At 67.4% G+C, this 18,263-nt stretch carries 12 protein-coding genes and 1 pseudogene; 8 read left to right on the top strand and 5 right to left on the bottom strand.

The features are described 5' to 3' along the window. Positions 1 to 231 precede the first annotated feature (231 nt). Positions 232 to 1,200, bottom strand: a complete 969-nt coding sequence (locus QRO91_RS17290; protein WP_012478790.1) for a LysR family transcriptional regulator — start codon at positions 1,198 to 1,200, stop codon at positions 232 to 234. A 110-nt stretch (positions 1,201 to 1,310) separates the two neighbouring features. Between QRO91_RS17290 and aceB the strand changes: the two are divergent. The 4 genes and pseudogenes from aceB (at position 1,311) to QRO91_RS17270 (ending at position 8,263) form a co-directional block, all read left to right on the top strand. Next, positions 1,311 to 2,932 (top strand): annotated as a pseudogene (gene aceB / locus QRO91_RS17285) (malate synthase A). Positions 2,933 to 2,996: 64 nt separating this feature from the next. Next, positions 2,997 to 4,298: an isocitrate lyase gene (aceA, locus tag QRO91_RS17280; RefSeq protein ID WP_197651117.1), complete on the top strand. Its 1,302-nt coding sequence runs from the start codon at positions 2,997 to 2,999 to the stop codon at positions 4,296 to 4,298. Between the two features lie 369 nt (positions 4,299 to 4,667). After that, positions 4,668 to 5,708 carry a diguanylate cyclase gene (locus tag QRO91_RS17275; RefSeq protein WP_049429785.1) on the top strand — a complete coding sequence of 347 codons (1,041 nt, stop codon included), beginning with the start codon at positions 4,668 to 4,670 and terminating at the stop codon, positions 5,706 to 5,708. Between the two features lie 17 nt (positions 5,709 to 5,725). Continuing rightward, positions 5,726 to 8,263, top strand: a complete 2,538-nt coding sequence (locus tag QRO91_RS17270; RefSeq protein WP_049429784.1) for a putative peptide modification system cyclase — start codon at positions 5,726 to 5,728, stop codon at positions 8,261 to 8,263. Here QRO91_RS17270 and QRO91_RS17265 read toward each other — a convergent pair. Next, the gene (locus QRO91_RS17265; RefSeq protein WP_049429783.1) at positions 8,236 to 8,541 is read right to left on the bottom strand and encodes an NHLP-related RiPP peptide; all 306 of its coding nucleotides are present in this window, start codon (positions 8,539 to 8,541) and stop codon (positions 8,236 to 8,238) included. The two genes, QRO91_RS17270 and QRO91_RS17265, sit on opposite strands and share 28 nt — an antisense overlap. Before the next feature lie 142 nt (positions 8,542 to 8,683). Here QRO91_RS17265 and QRO91_RS17260 point away from each other — a divergent pair, with 142 nt between their 5' ends. Continuing rightward, the gene (locus QRO91_RS17260) at positions 8,684 to 9,859 is read left to right on the top strand and encodes a putative peptide maturation dehydrogenase (RefSeq protein WP_049429782.1); all 1,176 of its coding nucleotides are present in this window, start codon (positions 8,684 to 8,686) and stop codon (positions 9,857 to 9,859) included. 21 nt (positions 9,860 to 9,880) lie between these two features. On the opposite strand, the gene QRO91_RS17255 is transcribed toward QRO91_RS17260, so the two are convergent. The 3 genes from QRO91_RS17255 to QRO91_RS17245 are packed head-to-tail and all read right to left on the bottom strand — an operon-like array spanning position 9,881 to position 14,689. Continuing rightward, positions 9,881 to 11,896, bottom strand: coding sequence for an acetyl-CoA carboxylase biotin carboxylase subunit (locus tag QRO91_RS17255; RefSeq protein ID WP_404830273.1), 2,016 nt, complete (start codon positions 11,894 to 11,896; stop codon positions 9,881 to 9,883). A gap of 8 nt (positions 11,897 to 11,904) precedes the next feature. Then, positions 11,905 to 13,515 (bottom strand): carboxyl transferase domain-containing protein, encoded by a 1,611-nt coding sequence (locus tag QRO91_RS17250; protein WP_197651119.1) that lies wholly within the window; start codon positions 13,513 to 13,515, stop codon positions 11,905 to 11,907. Positions 13,516 to 13,525: 10 nt separating this feature from the next. Then, positions 13,526 to 14,689 carry an isovaleryl-CoA dehydrogenase gene (locus QRO91_RS17245; RefSeq protein WP_197651120.1) on the bottom strand — a complete coding sequence of 388 codons (1,164 nt, stop codon included), beginning with the start codon at positions 14,687 to 14,689 and terminating at the stop codon, positions 13,526 to 13,528. A 161-nt stretch (positions 14,690 to 14,850) separates the two neighbouring features. On the opposite strand from QRO91_RS17245, the gene QRO91_RS17240 reads away from it, so the two are divergent. The 3 genes from QRO91_RS17240 to QRO91_RS17230 all read left to right on the top strand — a co-directional run bounded on the left by QRO91_RS17240 (position 14,851) and on the right by QRO91_RS17230 (position 17,854). Continuing rightward, on the top strand, positions 14,851 to 15,468 hold the full coding sequence (locus QRO91_RS17240; protein WP_049429778.1) for a TetR/AcrR family transcriptional regulator: 618 nt from the start codon (positions 14,851 to 14,853) through the stop codon (positions 15,466 to 15,468). Between the two features lie 211 nt (positions 15,469 to 15,679). Beyond that, positions 15,680 to 16,198, top strand: a complete 519-nt coding sequence (locus QRO91_RS17235; protein ID WP_043400625.1) for a cytochrome c5 family protein — start codon at positions 15,680 to 15,682, stop codon at positions 16,196 to 16,198. A gap of 210 nt (positions 16,199 to 16,408) precedes the next feature. Then, entirely contained in the window at positions 16,409 to 17,854 is a 1,446-nt protein-coding gene (locus tag QRO91_RS17230; protein ID WP_049429777.1) for an ExeM/NucH family extracellular endonuclease, read from the top strand. The last annotated feature ends 409 nt before the right edge of the window (positions 17,855 to 18,263 follow it).

The raw sequence follows: 18,263 nt of genomic DNA, 5'->3' as shown, positions 1-18,263 counted from the left end.
CCCGCGACCCCCACGCAGCGCGGGGGGGGGGTGTGGGGGGGGGGGGGGGGGGGGGGGGGGGGGGGGGCGCGGGCGCCGGCGCGCCCCGCCGGCCCGGGGGGGGGGGGGGGGCCCCCCCCCCCCCCCCCCCCCCCCCACCCCGCCATCACACGGATAGCTCGCTGTTGCTGTTGCTTCGGCTGTTGCTCTGGCCTCTGCAGGGGGGCAGGGCGCAGCCCTGCCGAACACCCTTTACCGCTCGGAATGCCCGCTCTGGTCGTAATCGCGCGGGCTGAACAACTCCGGCTGGATCAGCTCGATGAATGCCCGCGCCTGCGCCGACAACGCTTTGCCGCGCCGCACGATCACCCCGTAACTGCGTTCCGGGAACCAGCGCTTCATCGACCGCGCTGCCAGCCGCTCATGGTCGGCCTCGTTCAGGCACAGCGCCGGCACGATGGAAATGCCCATGCCCATCGCCACGTACTGCTTGATCACCTCCCAGCCGCCCACCTCCAGCGCCACGGTGTAGGCGATGCGGTGGCGCTGGAAGACCTGGTCGACCAGCCGGTAGGTGATCTGCCGCTTCGGCGGCAGCACCAGCGGGTAGCGCGCAATGTCGGCCAGCTCCAGCTCGCCGCCACTGGCCAGCGGATGATCGTGCGGCGCGATCAGCACCTGCTCGAAGCGGTAGGCCGGGGCGTAGCTGAGATCGGCCGGCACGTCGGTCATCGAGCCGATCGCCAGGTCGGCGGCATCCTCGCGCAGCAGGTCGGTGCCGTCGGCGCTGATCGCGTTGTGCAGGGTCAGGCGCACGTCCGGGTGATGCAGGCGGAAGCGCTCCACGATCTTCGGCAGCAGGTACAGGATGGTGGAACTGTTGGCGGCGATGTTCAGCTCGCCCGCGTCCAGGCCGCGCACCTTGTCGCGGAAGCGCGCCTCCAGCCCGTCCAGGTTCTCCACCAGTGGCTGTGCCATTTCGTACAGCAGCTGGCCCTCACGGCTGGGCACCAGGCGCCGCCCGCTGCGCTCGAACAGCGGCACGCCCAACTCCCGTTCCAGTGCCTGCAGCTGCAGGCTGATGGCCGGCTGGCTGACGAACAGTGCCTCAGCAGCCCGTGAGACCGAACCCAGGCGCACCGTCTGGCAGAACGCGCGCAGCGGCTTCAACCGGTCGGATTTGTAGGAAAAACGCGGACTTGGCGAGGGACGCGTGGTCATGGCGTCATAAGTATTAGCACAATTTATGTAGAACATTGCAAAAACTGTTTTGCCAAATACTCGGCCCCGGCCGCACCGTGGAGACGTTCCCCCACCGCTGGAGTCGCCTCATGTCCGCCGTCGCTTCCGCTGTTCCCACCCCTGCCAGCAAGGCTACCCCCGGCATCGCCCTGGCGACCCGCGTGGCCGGCCAGGACACCATGCTGCCGGCGCCGCTGCTGGCCCTGCTGGTGTCGCTGCACCGTGCGGTGGAACCGGGCCGGCAGGCACGGCTGCTGGCCCGCCGCGAGCGCCAGGCGTTCTTCGACCAGGGCGGCCTGCCGGATTTCCGCGAAGACACTGCCGCCATCCGCAGCGGCGACTGGACCGTTGCGCCGCTGCCGGCCGCGCTGCAGGACCGCCGCGTCGAGATCACCGGGCCGACCGACCCGAAGATGGTCATCAATGCGCTGAATTCCGGCGCCAAGGTGTTCATGGCCGACTTCGAGGATTCGACCTCGCCGACCTGGCGCAACCTGCTGGCCGGGCAGCAGTCGCTGGCGGCGGCGGTGCGCGGTGATCTGGAATACACCGCACCCAATGGCAAGCACTACCGCCTGCGCCCCTACGACGAGCAGGCGGTGCTGATCGTGCGCCCACGTGGCTGGCACCTGGACGAAAAGCACGTAGCCATCGACGGCCAGCCGCTGGCCGGTGGCCTGTTCGACGCGGCCGTCTTCGCCTTCCACAACGCCCGCACCCTGCAGGGCAAGGACCGCGGCCCGTACTTCTACCTGCCCAAGCTGCAGAGCATGGAAGAGGCTGCACTGTGGGAGACCGCGCTGTCGCACATCGAAGGCATGCTCGGCCTGCCGCACGGTCAGATCAAGGTGACCGTGCTGATCGAAACGCTGCCGGCGGTGTTCGAGATGGACGAGATCCTGCACGCGCTGCGTGACCGCATCGTCGGCCTGAACTGCGGGCGCTGGGATTACATCTTCTCCTACCTGAAGACCTTCCGCCACCACGCCGACCGCGTGCTGCCCGAGCGCGGCCAGGTGCCATGACCCAGCCGTTCCTGAAGGCCTATTCGGAGCTGCTGATCCAGACCTGCCATCGCCGCGGTGCGCATGCGATGGGTGGCATGGCCGCGCAGATCCCGATCAACAACGATGCCGTCGCCAATGAGCAGGCGATGGCCCGCGTGCGCGCCGACAAGCTGCGCGAGGTCACAGCCGGCCACGACGGCACCTGGGTCGCGCACCCGGCGCTGATCCCGGTGGCGATGGCAATCTTCGACGAACACATGCCCGGCCCGAACCAGCACAGCGTGCTGCGCCAGGACGTGCGCGTCGGTCGCGATGAGCTGATCGCAAGGCCGCCGGGCACCATCACCCGCGCCGGCTTCGAAGGCAACGTGGAAGTCTGCGTGCGCTACCTGGCGGCGTGGCTGGATGGCAACGGCTGCGTGCCGATCCACCACTTGATGGAGGACGCTGCCACCGCCGAGATCAGCCGCAGCCAGCTGTGGCAGTGGCTGCACACGCCGGGCCAGCAGCTGGACGATGGCACCGCGATCGACCTGGCCCTGCTCGACGCCACGCTGGCACAGCTGCCGGCGCGGCTGGGCGACACCGGCGCGCTGCCCGGTGGCGCACGCATCGGCGAAGCCATCGCGCTGCTGGCCGAACTGAGCCGCAGCAACGAACTGACCGATTTCCTGACCCTGCCGGCCTACGCGCGCATCGACTGACCGACCGCCCGCAATCCCGCCGTTTCCCTCCCCGCTGCACGCACGAACCGAACTGGAGAAAGACATGAGCAAGCTGCCCACTGCCGAACAGATCCAGCACGACTGGGACACCAACCCACGCTGGGAAGGCATCCAGCGCAACTACAGCGCCGCCGACGTGGTGCGCCTGCGCGGCACCGTGCACATCGAGCATTCGCTGGCCCGCCTGGGCGCGGAGAAGCTGTGGGCGTCGCTGCATGAGCGCGAGTTCGTCAACGCGTTGGGTGCGCTGACCGGCAACCAGGCCATGCAGCAGGTCAAGGCCGGGCTGAAGGCGATTTACCTGTCCGGTTGGCAGGTGGCGGCCGACGCCAACCTGGCCGGCCAGATGTATCCGGACCAGTCGCTGTACCCGGCCGATTCGGTGCCGGCGGTGGTCAAGCGCATCAACAACACCCTGCTGCGCGCCGACCAGCTGCACCACGCCGAAGGCAAGGATGACATCGACTTCCTGCAGCCGATCGTGGCCGATGCCGAGGCCGGTTTCGGCGGCGTGCTCAACGCGTTCGAGCTGATGAAGGCGATGATCGAGGCCGGCGCCGCCGGCGTGCATTTCGAGGATCAGCTGGCCTCGGTGAAGAAGTGCGGCCACATGGGCGGCAAGGTGCTGGTGCCGACCCGCGAGGCGATCGAGAAGCTCAACGCCGCGCGCCTGGCCGCCGACGTGCTGGGCGTGCCGACCCTGCTGGTGGCGCGCACCGATGCCGAGGCGGCCGACCTGCTGACCAGCGACATCGACGGCAACGACAAGCCGTTCGCCACCGGTGAACGCACCGTGGAAGGCTTCTACAAGACGCGTAATGGCCTGGACCAGGCGATCAGCCGCGGCCTGGCCTACGCGCCCTATGCCGACCTGGTGTGGTGCGAGACCGGCAAGCCGGACCTGGAATTCGCGCGCAAGTTCGCCGAGGCGATCCATGCGAAGTTCCCGGGCAAGCTGCTGGCCTACAACTGCTCGCCCAGCTTCAACTGGAAGAAGAACCTGGACGACGCAACGATCGCGAAGTTCCAGCGCGAGCTGGGCAGCTACGGCTACAAGTTCCAGTTCATCACCCTGGCCGGCTTCCACGCGCTGAACTACGGCATGTTCAACCTGGCCCACGGCTATGCACGCCGCCAGATGAGCGCCTTTGTGGAATTGCAGGAGGCCGAGTTCGAAGCGGCCGAGCGTGGCTTCACCGCGGTCAAGCACCAGCGCGAGGTCGGCACCGGCTACTTCGATGCCGTGACCCAGGCGATCCAGCAGGGCCAGTCCTCGACCATCGCGTTGACCGGTTCGACCGAAGAAGAGCAGTTCCACGGCGGGCGTAGCGAGCGCGCCGCCTGATCGGTAGTGCCGGCCAGCGGCCGGCGCTACCGAAGCCTCGAAATACGATCAGGGTGGCCAGGGAAGGGCCAGACAACGCCGGCCGGTCGGGGGACCTGCCGGCGTTGTTGTATCGATGGAAACGCGATGAACGCAGGCAGCGTCAATCCGGCGCACCCCACAGACCGGCAACTTGGCCGAAACCCTGTGAAGGTGGCCATCAGATTGATCCGGAACGACTTTTCCCTCGACCGTGGCGGGCAGAACGGCCACCGCGCGCCTTCACATCGGGAAAGTGGACCACAAGGCTCAAAATGAGATAGGGCGCACATTTTAAAGCGGTGCTATGCTCCGCGGCTCACCAGGGGACGCTGGCGGCGGGTGCAGGGAATGACCGGCAGGGGTGCGGCCGAGAACAGTGATGTGACGTCAGGTATCGCCCGGGTGGCGATGGCCGAGATCGTGCATGCGCTGCTGTCCGATGCCGAAGTCGCATTGTTCGCCAGATTTGCCCGTCCATGCAAGCTTCATGCCGGACAGTGGCTGTTCCAGCGCGGGCATCGTGGCGAGCGCATGTATGTGATCCTGGAAGGCCAGATCGAACTGGACTTCGGCGAGGACCTGGTGATCAAGACGCTTGGCCAGCACGAGTTCTTCGGTGAACTGGGGCTGCTGGTGGGTGACCACCCGCGCAGCGCCAGTGCGCGCGCCCTGGTGGACTGCGAGGTGCTTGAGCTGGGGCCCGCCGACTTCCATCGCCTGGTCGAATCCGATCCGGGCCTGGTCGCCTACTTCCTGCGCCGCACGATCATGCGCGTGTTGACCAACGAACAGGCCCTGATCAGCCAGCTGCGCCGGCGCAACCATGACCTGGAAACCGCGCTGGACAACCTGTACATCACCACCCACCAGCTGACCCACACCCGCGAGCTGGTGCGTACCGATGAACTGACCGGGCTGCACAACCGCCGTGGCCTCACCCTGTACCTGCAGGAATGCCGCGCCGATGGCAGTGGGCTGCCGCAGGCGCTGCTGCTGATCGACTGCGACCGCTTCAAGCAGATCAACGACCGCCATGGCCACCAGGCCGGCGATCGCGTGCTGCAGAGCATGGGCAACATCCTGCGCTCGATGGCCGGCGAGCAGGACCTTGCCTGCCGCCTCGGCGGTGACGAGTTCTGCCTGATCCTGCGTCGTGGCAACCACGAGATCGTGCAGCACGCGGCCGAGTTCATCCTCAGCGCGGTACACGGTCTGCTGGAACGCAGCCACGGCACGCCGCACGTCAGCCTGGTCAGCATCGGCGCCAGCCTGCTGGCACCGGAGGCGGGCTGGAGCGAGTGGTACGCCAGCGCGGACCGTGCGCTGTACCAGGCCAAGCGTGATGGTGGCAACTGCCTGCGTTGGGCAGACGCAGTGGACTCACCCTAGATCGGGAGACAGAGGCGATGAATGGCGACAACGGAACGTCGGCGCCGCACAACCAGCAACTGCGCGCCCTGCTGTTCACCGACCTGTGTGACTCGCTGCTGCTGGTCGAACGCATCGGCGACGTCGCTGCCGCCGAACTGTTCCAGGAACACGACCGGCTGGTGCTGGCGCTGCAGCAGCGCTGGAACGGCCAGCTGATCGATCGCTCCGACGGGTTGTTCATGCTGTTCGAGCGCCCGATCGACGCGCTTGGCTTCGCATTGGATTACCAGCGTGGGCTGCAGCCGCTGGGGCAGAGACACGAGATCCATCTGCAGGCGCGGGCCGGTCTGCATGTTGGCGATGTGCTCACGTGGGAGAACAGCGCCGAGGCAGTGCGGGCTGGCGCCAAGGCGATTGAAGTCGAAGGCCTGGCCAAGCCGACGGCGGCGCGCCTGATGCAGTTGGCACGGCCGGGCCAGATCCTGCTTTCGGCGGTGGCCGAATCCATCATGCGTCGCTCCAGTGGGTCGCTGGGCGCGATGGCTGAAGGCCTGCAATGGCGATCGTTCGGGCGCTGGCGCTTCAAGGGTGTGAGCCAGCCTGCTGAAGTCTACGGCGTGCAGGCGGCGGGCATGCCCACGCCGGGGCGGCTGCGGCACACGGCCAAGGCCCGGCGTGATCTTCCGTTGTGGCGCCGTCCACTGGCGATGGCGGCGCAGGCCGCCGTACTGCTGGCCGCGGTGCTTGGCGTCTGGTTGCTGACCCGGCCACAGCCGGCCATCGCATTCGCTGAACGCGATTGGGTGGTGCTTGGCGGGCTGCACAACCTCACCGGCAACCGCTTGCTTGATGACGCCCTGGACCAGGCGTTCCGGATCAGTCTCGAGCAGTCCCGCTACGTCAATGTCGTCAGTGACGACCGCGTTGGCCGTACTCTTGAGATGATGCGGAAACCGCTGGATGGCGGCCTCCGCGAACGCGGCGATGCCGCCGCTGTGGCGGTGCGCACCGGCGCCCGCCTGGTGTTCGTGCCATCGGCTACCGATATCGGCGGCCGCACCCGCTTCAGCGTGGAGGTGGTCGAGCCGTCGACGCTGCGTACCCTGGCCGTGGTATCCGCCGATGCGAAGGCGGGTGCGGTACTGGCGGCGGTGGACGATGTTTCGCGCCAGCTGCGCGATCGCCTGGGCGAAGAGCCCGCATTGATCCAGCGCGACAGCCAATCCCTGCCCGAGGTGACCACGGGCAGCATGGATGCGCTGCGTGCGTTTGCCTTGGGCCAGAAGCGCTACAGCCGCGGAGATTTCAACGGCGCGATGGCGTTCTTCGAGCAGGCGATCCAGGTCGATCCTGAGTTCGCCCTGGCATGGCTGGGCCAAGCCCGCTGTCGCTTCGCCATGATGAACTACCACGATGCCAAGCGTCTGCTGGAAGAGGCCGACCGTCGATCAGGGCACCTTACGCCACGCGAGCGCCTGTATGTGCAGAACTGGGCGCTGCAGATCGGTGATCCGGATCGTGCCACCGATGGCTGGGCGCGCATGGCAGAGCTGTATCCGGATTACATGCCTGCAAGCTACAACGCCGGTCTGAATCTTTTCCACGAGAACCGCCTTGCCGAGGCCCTGGCGCTTTCCAGGCGTGTTGCACATAGCAGGGTCGAATTGCCTGAGATTGCACAGGACCAGTACGGCCGCGCCTTGCTGGCCAGCGAGCGCTACGCAGACGCTGACATCGCGTTCAGCCGTGCCGCCAGCAATGGCTGGGAGGGTGCATTGATGCGCCAGGCGACGGTGGCGGCAGCGCGTGCCGAGTTCGAGAAGGCCAATGCGCTGCTTGGACGGATCGATCCGAACAACTTCCATGCTGGTAATTTCGCTACCACGATTGCGCTTGACCAAGGCGATGTCGAGGGCGCCATCAAGCTCGCCGAACAGGGGAGGATGCTTGCCGCACGGCGCCAGGGCATGGATCGGTACAACTTCGACATGCCCCTGGCCGTCGCCTACATGATGGCCGGCAGAAAGTCGAAAGCCTTGATGGTGGCGCGCGCGTCCGCGACCGCGCCATTCGAAGAGCTGAGCGGCGAACCCGCGGTGGAGGTAGTGGATCGCCTGGTTGCAGCACACGCGGCAGCCTTGCTGGCACTGAGACTGGGCGATGCCGCACCGGCCAAGGCGGTCCAGGCCCGGATGAACGCGCTTCAGGATCTTCCTGACAGCAGCGTGTTGCGCCAGTACGTCACCCTGTTGGCCGGGCGGATGATGCAGCATGAGGGTCGGCCCCAGGCCGGGCTGGACCTGCTCGTACCGCTGCTGAAGAAGCAGCCACGCCTGCAGGTGCGGCTGGCAGTGCGTGACCTGGCGCTGGAGGCGGGCTTGAAGGATGTTGCCCATGAGCAGACGCGTTGGCTGCGTGATCGCCCCGGATTTGCCTATGCAGAAGCGCAATGCAGCTTCTGCCTGCAGGCACTTAACGTAGTGGATGTGCGCAGGCTCATGGCGGCGCCGGCAATCGAGGCTGCCGACACCATGGCCTCGATGCCTCAGCGCAGCGTGCGCGGCGAGCCGTAACCGTCCTCAAGCATCGGCACGGAGTAGCCGGTACCACTGGTCAGCATGGCGACGATCTGGTCTTCGGCCTGTGCGATGACGTCCTTCTCCGCCAGGCAGATGTTCTTGCAGCAATCCTGGACGAACTGCTGAAGGTCAGCCGGGTTGGATGGAACGTGTCCAGCCAGCAGTATCGCGGCGGCCGTGTCGGTGGCGAAGAGCTGGCGGAAGGTGTCATCGGTGGCGAGGCGCTGAACCAGCGTCCTGGCAACCGGCAGCGAGAGCGTCAACGTGGGCATTGTGTCCTGCATCCATGGAGTGTCGAGGGGCAGTGGTGATGTCGGCCTGGCAAACCGGTTCTTGAGAGGGTGGAGCGGAAGATGTAAAGGAATCGGGCCGCGGTTCGATAACGTGGATTCACGATGAAGGAAGGCTGATCCGATGGATGTCAGGCGCTGCGCGATCGTAGTGGTACAGCCCACCGAGCAGATCCGGTTTGAGCTTGAAGGCCTGCTGCGCGGTGGTGATGGCCTGGTGCGCACGCTTGCCTGGGAGGCACTCGCCCCTCACCTGGATGCGCCGGTGGTGCTGGACGCCACGGCACAGGCGCTGCTGGGAAGCCTGAGCCCAAGTGCATGGACCACGCTTGAGGCAGAGAAAGCCTGTTCACCTGCGATGGACCTGCTGATTGCCAGTCGCCTGGTGTTGACCCGCGGACAGGATGACGATGTTGCCGCTCGTGATGAGCGGCTGCGTGCAACGCACTGGCACCCTCTGGCTGCGGTCATGCATGCCTTCTCACGCTGGGAGGATGTTGACGCCGTTCGCAACATGCGTGAATCACAGATCGAAACAGCCTCGCAGATGCGCAGGACGTTGGGAGCGCCCCCACCGCACGCTGCCGCTGCCGCTGCCGAAGCAGGATTGGTACCACTGCCGCCTCAGCAGTCCAACGATTTCGACGCACTGCTGGCGCGGCGCGTCACCTGCCGGAACTTCGATGTCACCCGATCACTGCCACTGCCCCTGCTGAGCCAGATGCTGCAGCGGGCATTCGGCAGCAGCAGCTGCCAGCGAGAAGGCGATGATCTGGTGTTCCTGAAGAAGAACGTACCCTCAGGCGGCGGACTGCATCCTGTCGAAGCCTACGTGCTGGTGCGTAATGTCGAAGGACTTGCTGCCGGCATGTATCTCTATCGAGCGCAGGGCCACGGACTGCTGCCGATTGATTGCCCCGTGGCCATCGATGGCGACTTCGTGATGTCCATGGTCGGGCAGCAGCACTGGTTTGCGGATGCGCATGTGCTGGTGATCCTGGCCCCGCGTTTCAACAGGACGTACTGGAAGTATCGCCAGCATGGGAAAAGCTATCGGGTTGTCGCGATGGAGGCGGGACATCTATCGCAGACGCTGTATCTGGCGGCCACGGATGCCGGCCTGGGAGCATTCATTACTGCGGCGATCAACGAAAAGCCGATCGAACGAGCCTTGGGCCTGGACACGATCAATGAGGGGGTGCTCGCGGTCTGCGGTTTCGGATGGCGTGCATCACGGATGACGACCAGCGAGCTGGACCCGGCAGGCGTGATCTGGAACCTTGAAGACCGCGCGGGCTGACCCCGCGCGGCCTCTGCCACATCACGCCGCTTCGAAGTCCACCAGCACTGCGCCATCACCCACCTGGTCGCCTGCCTTGGCGCGGTAGCCCTTCACCGTTCCGTCGGCCGGTGCCTGCAGGGTGTGCTCCATCTTCATCGCTTCCAGTACCACCAGCGGGGTGCCGCGCTTGACCTCGGTGCCGGCCGCGACCAGCGTGGCGACGATCTTGCCCGGCATCGGCGCCAGCAGGCTGCCGGCATCGGCCACGGCGTGGTCCGATTCGCCCACCGGATCATGCAGGGTGAAGCGGTGCTGGCCGTCGGCGCCGAACAGGTACAGCTGGTCGCCTTCGCGCAGCAGCTGCAGTGACCAACGGCGCTCGCCCAGCTGCACGGTCAGATGCTGTGCATCGGCCGTGCCGATCACCTGCACCGGTGCTGCGTCGTCGCACTGCACGCGCCAGCCATCAGCCCGCGGCCACACCCTCAGCGTGTGCCGGCGCTCGCCCTGCTGCAGCGGCAGCACGCGCGGGGTGGATGCGCCGAGGCGCCAGCCGTCCTGTGCCTGCCATGGCGAATGCGGGTCGCGGGCATCGGTGATGGCTCCTGCGGTGCTGGTCACGGCGGCCACCGCTGCCAGCAGCCACAGTGCATGTTCGCTGTCGCCGACTACGCTCAACGCCGTCTGTTCGCGTTCGATCAGCGCGGTATCCAGCTTGGCGTGGGTGAACGAATCGGTGTTTACCAGCCGGCGCAGGAAGCCGGCATTGGTGGTCACGCCCACCACCTGGCAGTCGGCCAGTGCCTGGCTCATGCGGCGCAGCGCGGCAACGCGGTCCACGTCCCAGACGATCAGCTTGGCGATCATCGGGTCGTAGTACGGGGTGATGCTGTCGCCTTCCTCCACGCCGGTATCCACGCGCACGTTGGCCGACGGAGTCGGCAGGCGCAGGCGACGCAGGGTGCCGGTGGAGGGAAGGAAGCCACGATCGGCATCCTCGGCGTACAGCCGCGCTTCAATTGCGTGGCCGTGGATGGCCAGCTGTTCCTGGCGCAGCGGCAGCGGCTGGCCCGAAGCCACCCGCAGCTGCCACTCCACCAGGTCGGTGCCGGTGATGTACTCGGTGACCGGGTGCTCGACCTGCAGGCGGGTGTTCATTTCCATGAAGTAGAAATCGCCGTCCGGGCCGGCGATGAACTCCACGGTGCCCGCGCCCTCATAGCCCACCGCGCGCGCGGCATCGACCGCGGCCTTGCCCATCGCCGCACGACGCTCGGCGCTCATGCCCGGCGCCGGCGCTTCTTCCAGCACCTTCTGGTGGCGGCGCTGCACCGAGCAGTCGCGCTCGAACAGGTACACCGCATCACCGTGGGAATCGCCGAACACCTGGATCTCGATGTGGCGCGGACGCTCGACGTACTTCTCGACCAGCACATGGTCGTTGCCGAACGCCGAGGCCGCCTCGCGCTGGCAGCTGGCCAGCGCATCGACGAAGTCCTCGCTGCGCTCGACCTTGCGCATGCCCTTGCCGCCGCCGCCGGCGCTGGCCTTGATCAGTACCGGGTAACCGATGGCGTCGGCCTGTGCGCGCAGGAAGTCCGGCGCCTGCTGGTCGCCGTGGTAGCCCGGGGTGAGCGGTACGCCGGCCTGGGCCATCAGTGCCTTGGCCGCGCTCTTGTCACCCATCGCGCGGATGGCGCTGGCCGGTGGGCCGATGAAGGTGATGCCGGCGGCGGCGCAGGCGTCGGCGAAGTCGGCATTCTCGGAGAGGAAGCCGTAGCCGGGGTGGATGGCCTGCGCGCCGGTCGCGCGTGCGGCGTCGAGCAGGGCATCGCCGCGCAGGTAACTCTCGCGCGCGGCGGCCGGGCCGATGTGGATGGCTTCGTCGGCCAGCCGGACGTGACGCGCAGTGCGGTCGGCATCGGAATACACCGCCACGGTGGCGATGCCGAGGCGGCGGCAGGTGGCGATGACGCGGCAGGCGATCTCGCCGCGGTTGGCGATCAGGACTTTGGTGAACATGGCAACGGGCTTCATGGGAGCGTGCTCGGTCATGGCATGGGTTACATGCGGAACACGCCGAAGCGCGTCTGCTGTGGAGCGGCGTTGAGGCTGGCCGACAGCGCCAGGGCCAGTACGCGGCGGGTGTCGGCCGGATCGATCACGCCGTCGTCCCACAGGCGCGCGCTGGCGTAATACGGGTGGCCCTGCTGTTCGAACTGGTCGCGGATCGGCGCCTTGAACGCGTCTTCCTCCGCTGCCGGCCACTGCCCGCCCTTGGCTTCGATGCCATCGCGCTTGACCGTGGCCAGCACGCTGGCCGCCTGCTCGCCACCCATCACGCCGATGCGCGCGTTCGGCCACATCCACAGGAAGTTCGGCGAGTACGCGCGGCCGCACATGCCGTAGTTGCCGGCACCGAACGAACCGCCGATCACCAAGGTGAACTTGGGCACCCTGGCGCAGGCCACCGCCATCACCAGCTTGGCACCGTCCTTGGCGATGCCGCCCTGTTCGTACTTGCGGCCGACCATGAAGCCGGTGATGTTCTGCAGGAACACCAGCGGGATGTTGCGCTGGGTGCACAGCTCGATGAAGTGCGCGCCCTTCAGTGCCGACTCGGAGAACAGGATGCCGTTGTTGGCGATGATGCCGATCGGGTAGCCGTTCAGATGGGCGAAGCCGGTGACCAGCGTGGCGCCGTAGCGCGGCTTGAACTCATCAAAACGCGAGCCATCGACCAGGCGCGCGATCACTTCGCGCACGTCGTAGGGCTTGCGCGTGTCGGCCGGGATCACCCCGTACAGGTCGTGCGCCGGCAGCAGCGGTTCTTCGGAAGGCTGTACCGCCATCGCCGGTTCCGGCTTGCGCCAGTTCAACTGGGCGATGATCGCGCGAACGCGTGCCAGTGCCTGCAGGTCGTTGTCGGCCATGTGGTCGGCCACGCCGGAAATGCGCGTATGCACGTCGGCGCCGCCCAGTTCCTCGGCGGTCACCACTTCGCCGGTGGCCGCCTTCACCAGCGGCGGGCCGCCGAGGAAGATCGTGCCCTGTTCGCGCACGATCACCGTTTCATCGCTCATGGCCGGCACGTAGGCGCCGCCGGCGGTGCAGCTGCCCATCACGCAGGCGATCTGCGGAATGCCCTGCGCCGACAGGTTGGCCTGGTTGTAGAAGATGCGGCCGAAGTGGTCGCGGTCGGGGAACACCTCGTCCTGCAGCGGCAGGAAGGCGCCACCGGAATCGACCAGGTAGATGCAGGGCAGGTGGTTCTGCTCGGCGATCTCCTGCGCGCGCAGGTGCTTCTTCACCGTCATCGGGTAATAGGTGCCGCCCTTGACCGTGGCGTCATTGGCCACGATCACGCACTCCACGCCGCTCACCCGGCCGATGCCGGCCACCACGCCCGCAGCGGGCACGGCGTCTTCATACATGCCATGCGCGGCCAGCGGCGCGATTTCGAGGAAGGCGCTGCCTGGGTCGAGCAGGGCGTCGATGCGGTCACGCACCAGCAGCTTGCCGCGTGCGGTGTGCTTGGCGCGTGCCGCTTCGTTGCCGCCCAGTGCGGTGCGGGCAAGCGTGGCGTGCAGGTCGTCGACCACGGCCTGCATGGCCGTGCGGTTGGCTTCAAACGTATCGCTGCCCGGTTGCAGCTGGCTGTTCAGGACGGTCATCGCGGTGGCCTTACAGGGTGCGCTGGAACAGTTCGCGGCCGATCAGCATGCGGCGGATCTCCGAGGTGCCGGCGCCGATTTCATACAGCTTGGCGTCGCGCCACAAACGGCCGGTCGGGTATTCGTTGATGTAGCCGTTGCCGCCCAGGATCTGGATTGCGTGGCCGGTCAGCCAGGTGGCCTTCTCGGCGGCGTACAGGATGGCACCGGCTGCGTCCTGGCGGGTGGTGCGGCCCTGGTCGCAGGCGCGCGCCACGGCATACACATAGGCGCGGCAGGCGCCGAGGCCCACGTACATGTCGGCGATCTTGGCCTGGATCAGCTGGAAGCTGCCGATCGCCTCACCGAACTGGTGACGCTCGTGCACGTAGGGCATCACCACGTCCATGGCCGCCGCCATCAGGCCCAGCGGGCCACCGGACAGCACCACCCGCTCGTAGTCCAGGCCGGACATCAGCACGCGCACGCCGCCACCGACCTGGCCCAGTACGTTTTCTTCCGGCACTTCGCAGTCCTGGAACACCAGCTCGCAGGTGGGCGAGGAACGCATGCCCAGCTTGTCCAGCTTCTGCGCGGTGGAGAAGCCCTTCATGCCCTTTTCGACCAGGAAGGCGGTGATGCCCTTGGCGCCGGCGTCCATGTCGGTCTTGGCATAGACCACCAGCACGTCGGCATCCGGGCCGTTGGTGATCCACATCTTGTTGCCGTTGAGCACGTAGCGGTCGCCGCGCTTGTCCGCGCGCAGCTTCATCGACACCACGTCCGAGCCGGCGCCCGGTTCGCTCATTGCCAGCGCGCCGACCTTGGCGCCGCTGCACAGGTCGGGCAGGAAGCGCTGCTTCTGTTCCTCGTTGCCGTTCTTGCGCAGCTGGTTCACGCACAGGTTGGAGTGCGCGCCATAGGACAGGCCGATGCCGCCGGAGGCGCGCGAGATTTCTTCCATCGCCACCACATGGGCCAGGTAACCCATGCCGGTGCCGCCGTATGCTTCCTCCACGGTGAGGCCGAGCAGGCCCTGTTCGCCCAGCTTGGGCCACAGGGCCAGCGGGAACTGGTTGCTGGCATCGGCTTCGGCGGCCAGCGGTGCGACCTCGGCGGCGGCAAAATGGGCCACGCTCTGGCGCAGCAGGTCGATGTCTTCGCCAAGATCGAAGTTCAGGGATGGCACGTGCATTGTGGTGGCTCCACGGCGGGATGGCAGGAAATGGACGCACCCGGCGGGGGAGCGGGCGGCGGTCTGCAGGACCGCTGCCCGCACGGGCGATTGGACCCCAGCGTAGCGGGGTTCGGGTAAGAAGTGAATACGAATTCAAAAATTGAAACTAGAATCAGAACATGGCCTATAAACGCTCTGCATTGATGGAAGAACGCCTGGCCGGGGCCCGTGAAAGGATCCTGCTGGCCACCCGCGAGCTGGTCGCCACCGGTGGCTGGCGCAACGCCCCGGTGACCGCCGTAGCGACCCAGGCCGGGGTGTCCACCGGCCTGATCTACCGCCACTTCCCGTCCAAGGCCGAGTTGTTCGTGGAGGTGCTCAACGCCGCCGTGGCCCATGAAGTGGCGATCATGGAGCGCATTGCCAGTGGTCCGGAGGCGGCCAGCGAGCGGCTGCGGCTGGCGATCACCGCCTTCGTCCGCCGCGCCCTGGCGGGGCCGGGGCTGGCCCATGCCTTCATCGTCGAGCCGGTCGACCCGGACGTGGAAGCCGAACGCATGCGCGGCCGTCGTGCCTTTGGGGATGTCTTCCTGCGCCTGGTGGAAGAGGGCGTGGCCGCCGGTGAACTGCCGGCGCAGGACGCGCACGCCACGGCCGCGTGCCTGGTCGGTGCCTTCACCGAAGCGATGGTCGGCCCGACCGCGCCCAGCCGCGAAGCGCACCGCGACGAAGGCGCACTGGTGGATGCGATCTGCAGCTTCTGCCTGCGCGCGATCGGCGCCTCCGCAAAACGGTAGCGCCGGGCCATGCCCGGCGGCTGTTGCCGCGCTTGCGTTGCCGGGGTCAGATCCCTTCTGCGTGGCAAAAGGGATCTGACCCCAGCCCCCCGGCATGTTGCGCCGCACCAGCAGTGACGCCTGTTGTCGCACGCAAAGCGCGTTCTATACTCGGTCCATCACGCAGTCGCTCAGCCGTGGTCCAACGACTATCAGCCAGGGGTAACGAAGAGTGCGGAATTACGATCTGGAGTTCCTGAAACGCTTCTCCATGGTGATCGCGCTGCTGGCGACCATCACCCTCGGCCTCATCCTCCTTGCCGCCTACATCCACACCCGGATTCCGCCCGAGGTGTCGCCGGCCGCGGCCAAGCGCACCGAACAGCGCATCTCGCCCACCGGCGCGGTCTATGCCGGCAGCACCGGCGCTGCCGCGCAGGCCGCCGCCAAGGCCGCCGCGCTGGCCAAGGCCGCGTCGCAGGTGGCCTACGGCGGCACCAAGGACGGCAAGGTCATCTTCGACAACCTGTGCACCGCCTGCCACACCACGGGTGTGGGCATGGCGCCGACGCTGGACCATTCGCACTGGGACAAGCGCATCGCACAGGGCAAGGACACCCTCTACAAGCACGCCATCGAGGGCTATACCGGCCCGGACGGCGGCATCATGCCACCCAAGGGTGGCAACCCGGCGCTGACCGAGGAGCAGATCCACGCCACCGTGGACTGGATGCTGGGCAACCTGAAATAGCCTCCGAACGGCGGAACGGCCAAACCGCTGGATGGCCGAACTGCTGAACCGCCGAACCGCCGAACGACCGAATCGCCTAACCGCCGGTCACGCCGGTCACCGCACCGGCTTTGCCCACCGAGGCCTGATCGCCCATATTCCCCCGCCCGCAAGCGGGGTTTCGCATTTCAGGGTTAGTCTGTGCGCCCTCTTCCCTGGAATCGCCCGTCGATGCGCCGCCGTTCCCTCGCCCTTGCCCTGTCCCTGCTGCTGCCGGCCAGCGCCTTCGCCCAGGCCCAGCCGCAGGCCGCACCGGTTACGACGCCCGCTGCCGCGCGCAGCAGCGCGACCGTGGTGCTGACCGCCGCGCCGACTGACTGGCGCGCGCTGGACGGCCAGCGTGTGCGCATCGCCGCGCCGCTCACCCTGGCCGGCACCGATGGCCTGGAGCGCTTCGGCCAGCTCACTGTCGCCTTCGATGGCCGCCTCTGGCAGCCCACCGAAGTGGCCGCGCCGGGTACTGCCGGCTACGAGCAGGTGATGGCCGACAACCTGCGCCGCCGCCTGGTGCTGGACGATGGCAGTGATGCCCGCGACCCGGCCAGCGTGCCGTACCTGCCGGGCAACCCGGTGCTGCGCGCCGGCATGCAGCTGCGCAACGTGGAAGGTGTCGTGCACGTGGACGCGCAGGGGCACCCGCGCTTGCAGGTCGAAGGTGTGCTGAAGCTGCCGGAGCTGAAGCGCCCGGCGGTGCCGACGGTGCCGGGCAGCCTGCACGTGGCGGCCTTCAACCTGGAGAACTTCTTCAACGGCGACGGCCAGGGCGGTGGCTTCCCGACCCTGCGCGGTGCGCGCACACTGGATGAACACAAGGCGCAGGTGGCCAAGCTGGTCACCACGGTCAACGCGCTGGGTGCCGACGTCGCCGCGCTGATGGAACTGGAAAACGATGGCTACGGCCCGCAGTCGGCCATCGCCGAACTGGTCGATGCGCTCAACCGGGACCGCGGCGCGCAGGGTGACTGGCGCTTCGTCGATGCCGGCAACGGCCCCGGCGACAATCCGATCCGGGTCGGCATCATCTACCGCAGCAACCGCCTGCAGCCGCAGGGAAAGCCGGCCACGCTGACCGGTGGCCCGTTCGTCGAGCACAGCCGCGTGCCGCTGGCGCAGGCCTTCCAGGGCAAGCAGGGCGCGCCGTTCGTGGTGGTGGCCAACCACTTCAAGTCGAAGGGCTGTCGCGAGGCCGCCGGTGCAGACGCCGACCACAATGACAACCAGGGCTGCTGGAATGCGACCCGCGTGACCTCCGCGCAGCAGCTGCACGCCTGGCTGCAGACGGATCCAACCGGCACCGGCGCCAAGGACGCCGTGCTGCTGGGTGATTTCAACGCCTATGCGATGGAAGACCCGATCCGCACCCTGCATGACCTGGGGTGGCAGGACGCGTTCAAGGTGGCCAAGGTCGAGCATCCCTACAGCTACGTCTACAACGGCTACACCGGCCGCCTCGACCATGCATTGCTGAGCCCGGGCATGGCCAAGCGCCTGCGCGGCGCCGCCGAATGGCACAGCAACGCCGACGAGCAGGACGCCAGCGGCTACCAGGGCCGCAATGTGCCGGGGCCGTGGCGCAGCTCCGACCACGACCCGCTGCTGCTGGGTTTCGATAAATAACGCCCAACGCAGGGGTGGGGGGGCCGTTCGACCCCCATTGGGGCCCCCCCCCACCCCACAATAACCCCCCCCCCCCCCCGATGCAGTCACCAGCGGCCCCCCAGGCCCCACCGGGGAAGGTTACCCGCCATAAAGGCCGGTAAGAGGCCCCCTGGGGTGAGGCCGTTTTGCCTGGGAGGCTTCCGCTCCCAAGCGCTCAAACCCACGCCCGCCCGGGGGGCGCCGGCACCGGGGAGGGGGTTTTCGGGGGTGGCCCGGGGGGGCCCGAGGGTCGCCTACTCTCGGTAGATCGGAGGCGCAGCGCATTTCACGACCAACCACCAAAACAAGAAGAGCGCGAGATCTCGAGGATCTCGCGCCCGGGTGGGATCGGCGGGGGAGAGAGGACCCGCCGACCCCCTTCCTGCGG

Origin of the sequence: Stenotrophomonas maltophilia group sp. Smal32, from assembly GCF_030237085.1 — a bacterium.
Taxonomy (GTDB): Bacteria; Pseudomonadota; Gammaproteobacteria; order Xanthomonadales; family Xanthomonadaceae; genus Stenotrophomonas; species Stenotrophomonas maltophilia_Q.
This window is presented reverse-complemented; position numbering and strand designations above follow the sequence as displayed.

What these genes read in the sequence shown, in the direction of transcription:
- QRO91_RS17290 (WP_012478790.1), bottom strand. Translation starts at nt 1,200, where the DNA reads ATGACCACGCGTCCCTCGCCAAGTCCGCGTTTTTCCTACAAATCCGAC.
- aceA (WP_197651117.1), top strand. Translation starts at nt 2,997, where the DNA reads ATGAGCAAGCTGCCCACTGCCGAACAGATCCAGCACGACTGGGACACC.
- QRO91_RS17275 (WP_049429785.1), top strand. Translation starts at nt 4,668, where the DNA reads ATGACCGGCAGGGGTGCGGCCGAGAACAGTGATGTGACGTCAGGTATC.
- QRO91_RS17270 (WP_049429784.1), top strand. Translation starts at nt 5,726, where the DNA reads ATGAATGGCGACAACGGAACGTCGGCGCCGCACAACCAGCAACTGCGC.
- QRO91_RS17265 (WP_049429783.1), bottom strand. Translation starts at nt 8,541, where the DNA reads ATGCCCACGTTGACGCTCTCGCTGCCGGTTGCCAGGACGCTGGTTCAG.
- QRO91_RS17260 (WP_049429782.1), top strand. Translation starts at nt 8,684, where the DNA reads ATGGATGTCAGGCGCTGCGCGATCGTAGTGGTACAGCCCACCGAGCAG.
- QRO91_RS17255 (WP_404830273.1), bottom strand. Translation starts at nt 11,896, where the DNA reads ATGACCGAGCACGCTCCCATGAAGCCCGTTGCCATGTTCACCAAAGTC.
- QRO91_RS17250 (WP_197651119.1), bottom strand. Translation starts at nt 13,515, where the DNA reads ATGACCGTCCTGAACAGCCAGCTGCAACCGGGCAGCGATACGTTTGAA.
- QRO91_RS17245 (WP_197651120.1), bottom strand. Translation starts at nt 14,689, where the DNA reads ATGCACGTGCCATCCCTGAACTTCGATCTTGGCGAAGACATCGACCTG.
- QRO91_RS17240 (WP_049429778.1), top strand. Translation starts at nt 14,851, where the DNA reads ATGGCCTATAAACGCTCTGCATTGATGGAAGAACGCCTGGCCGGGGCC.
- QRO91_RS17230 (WP_049429777.1), top strand. Translation starts at nt 16,409, where the DNA reads ATGCGCCGCCGTTCCCTCGCCCTTGCCCTGTCCCTGCTGCTGCCGGCC.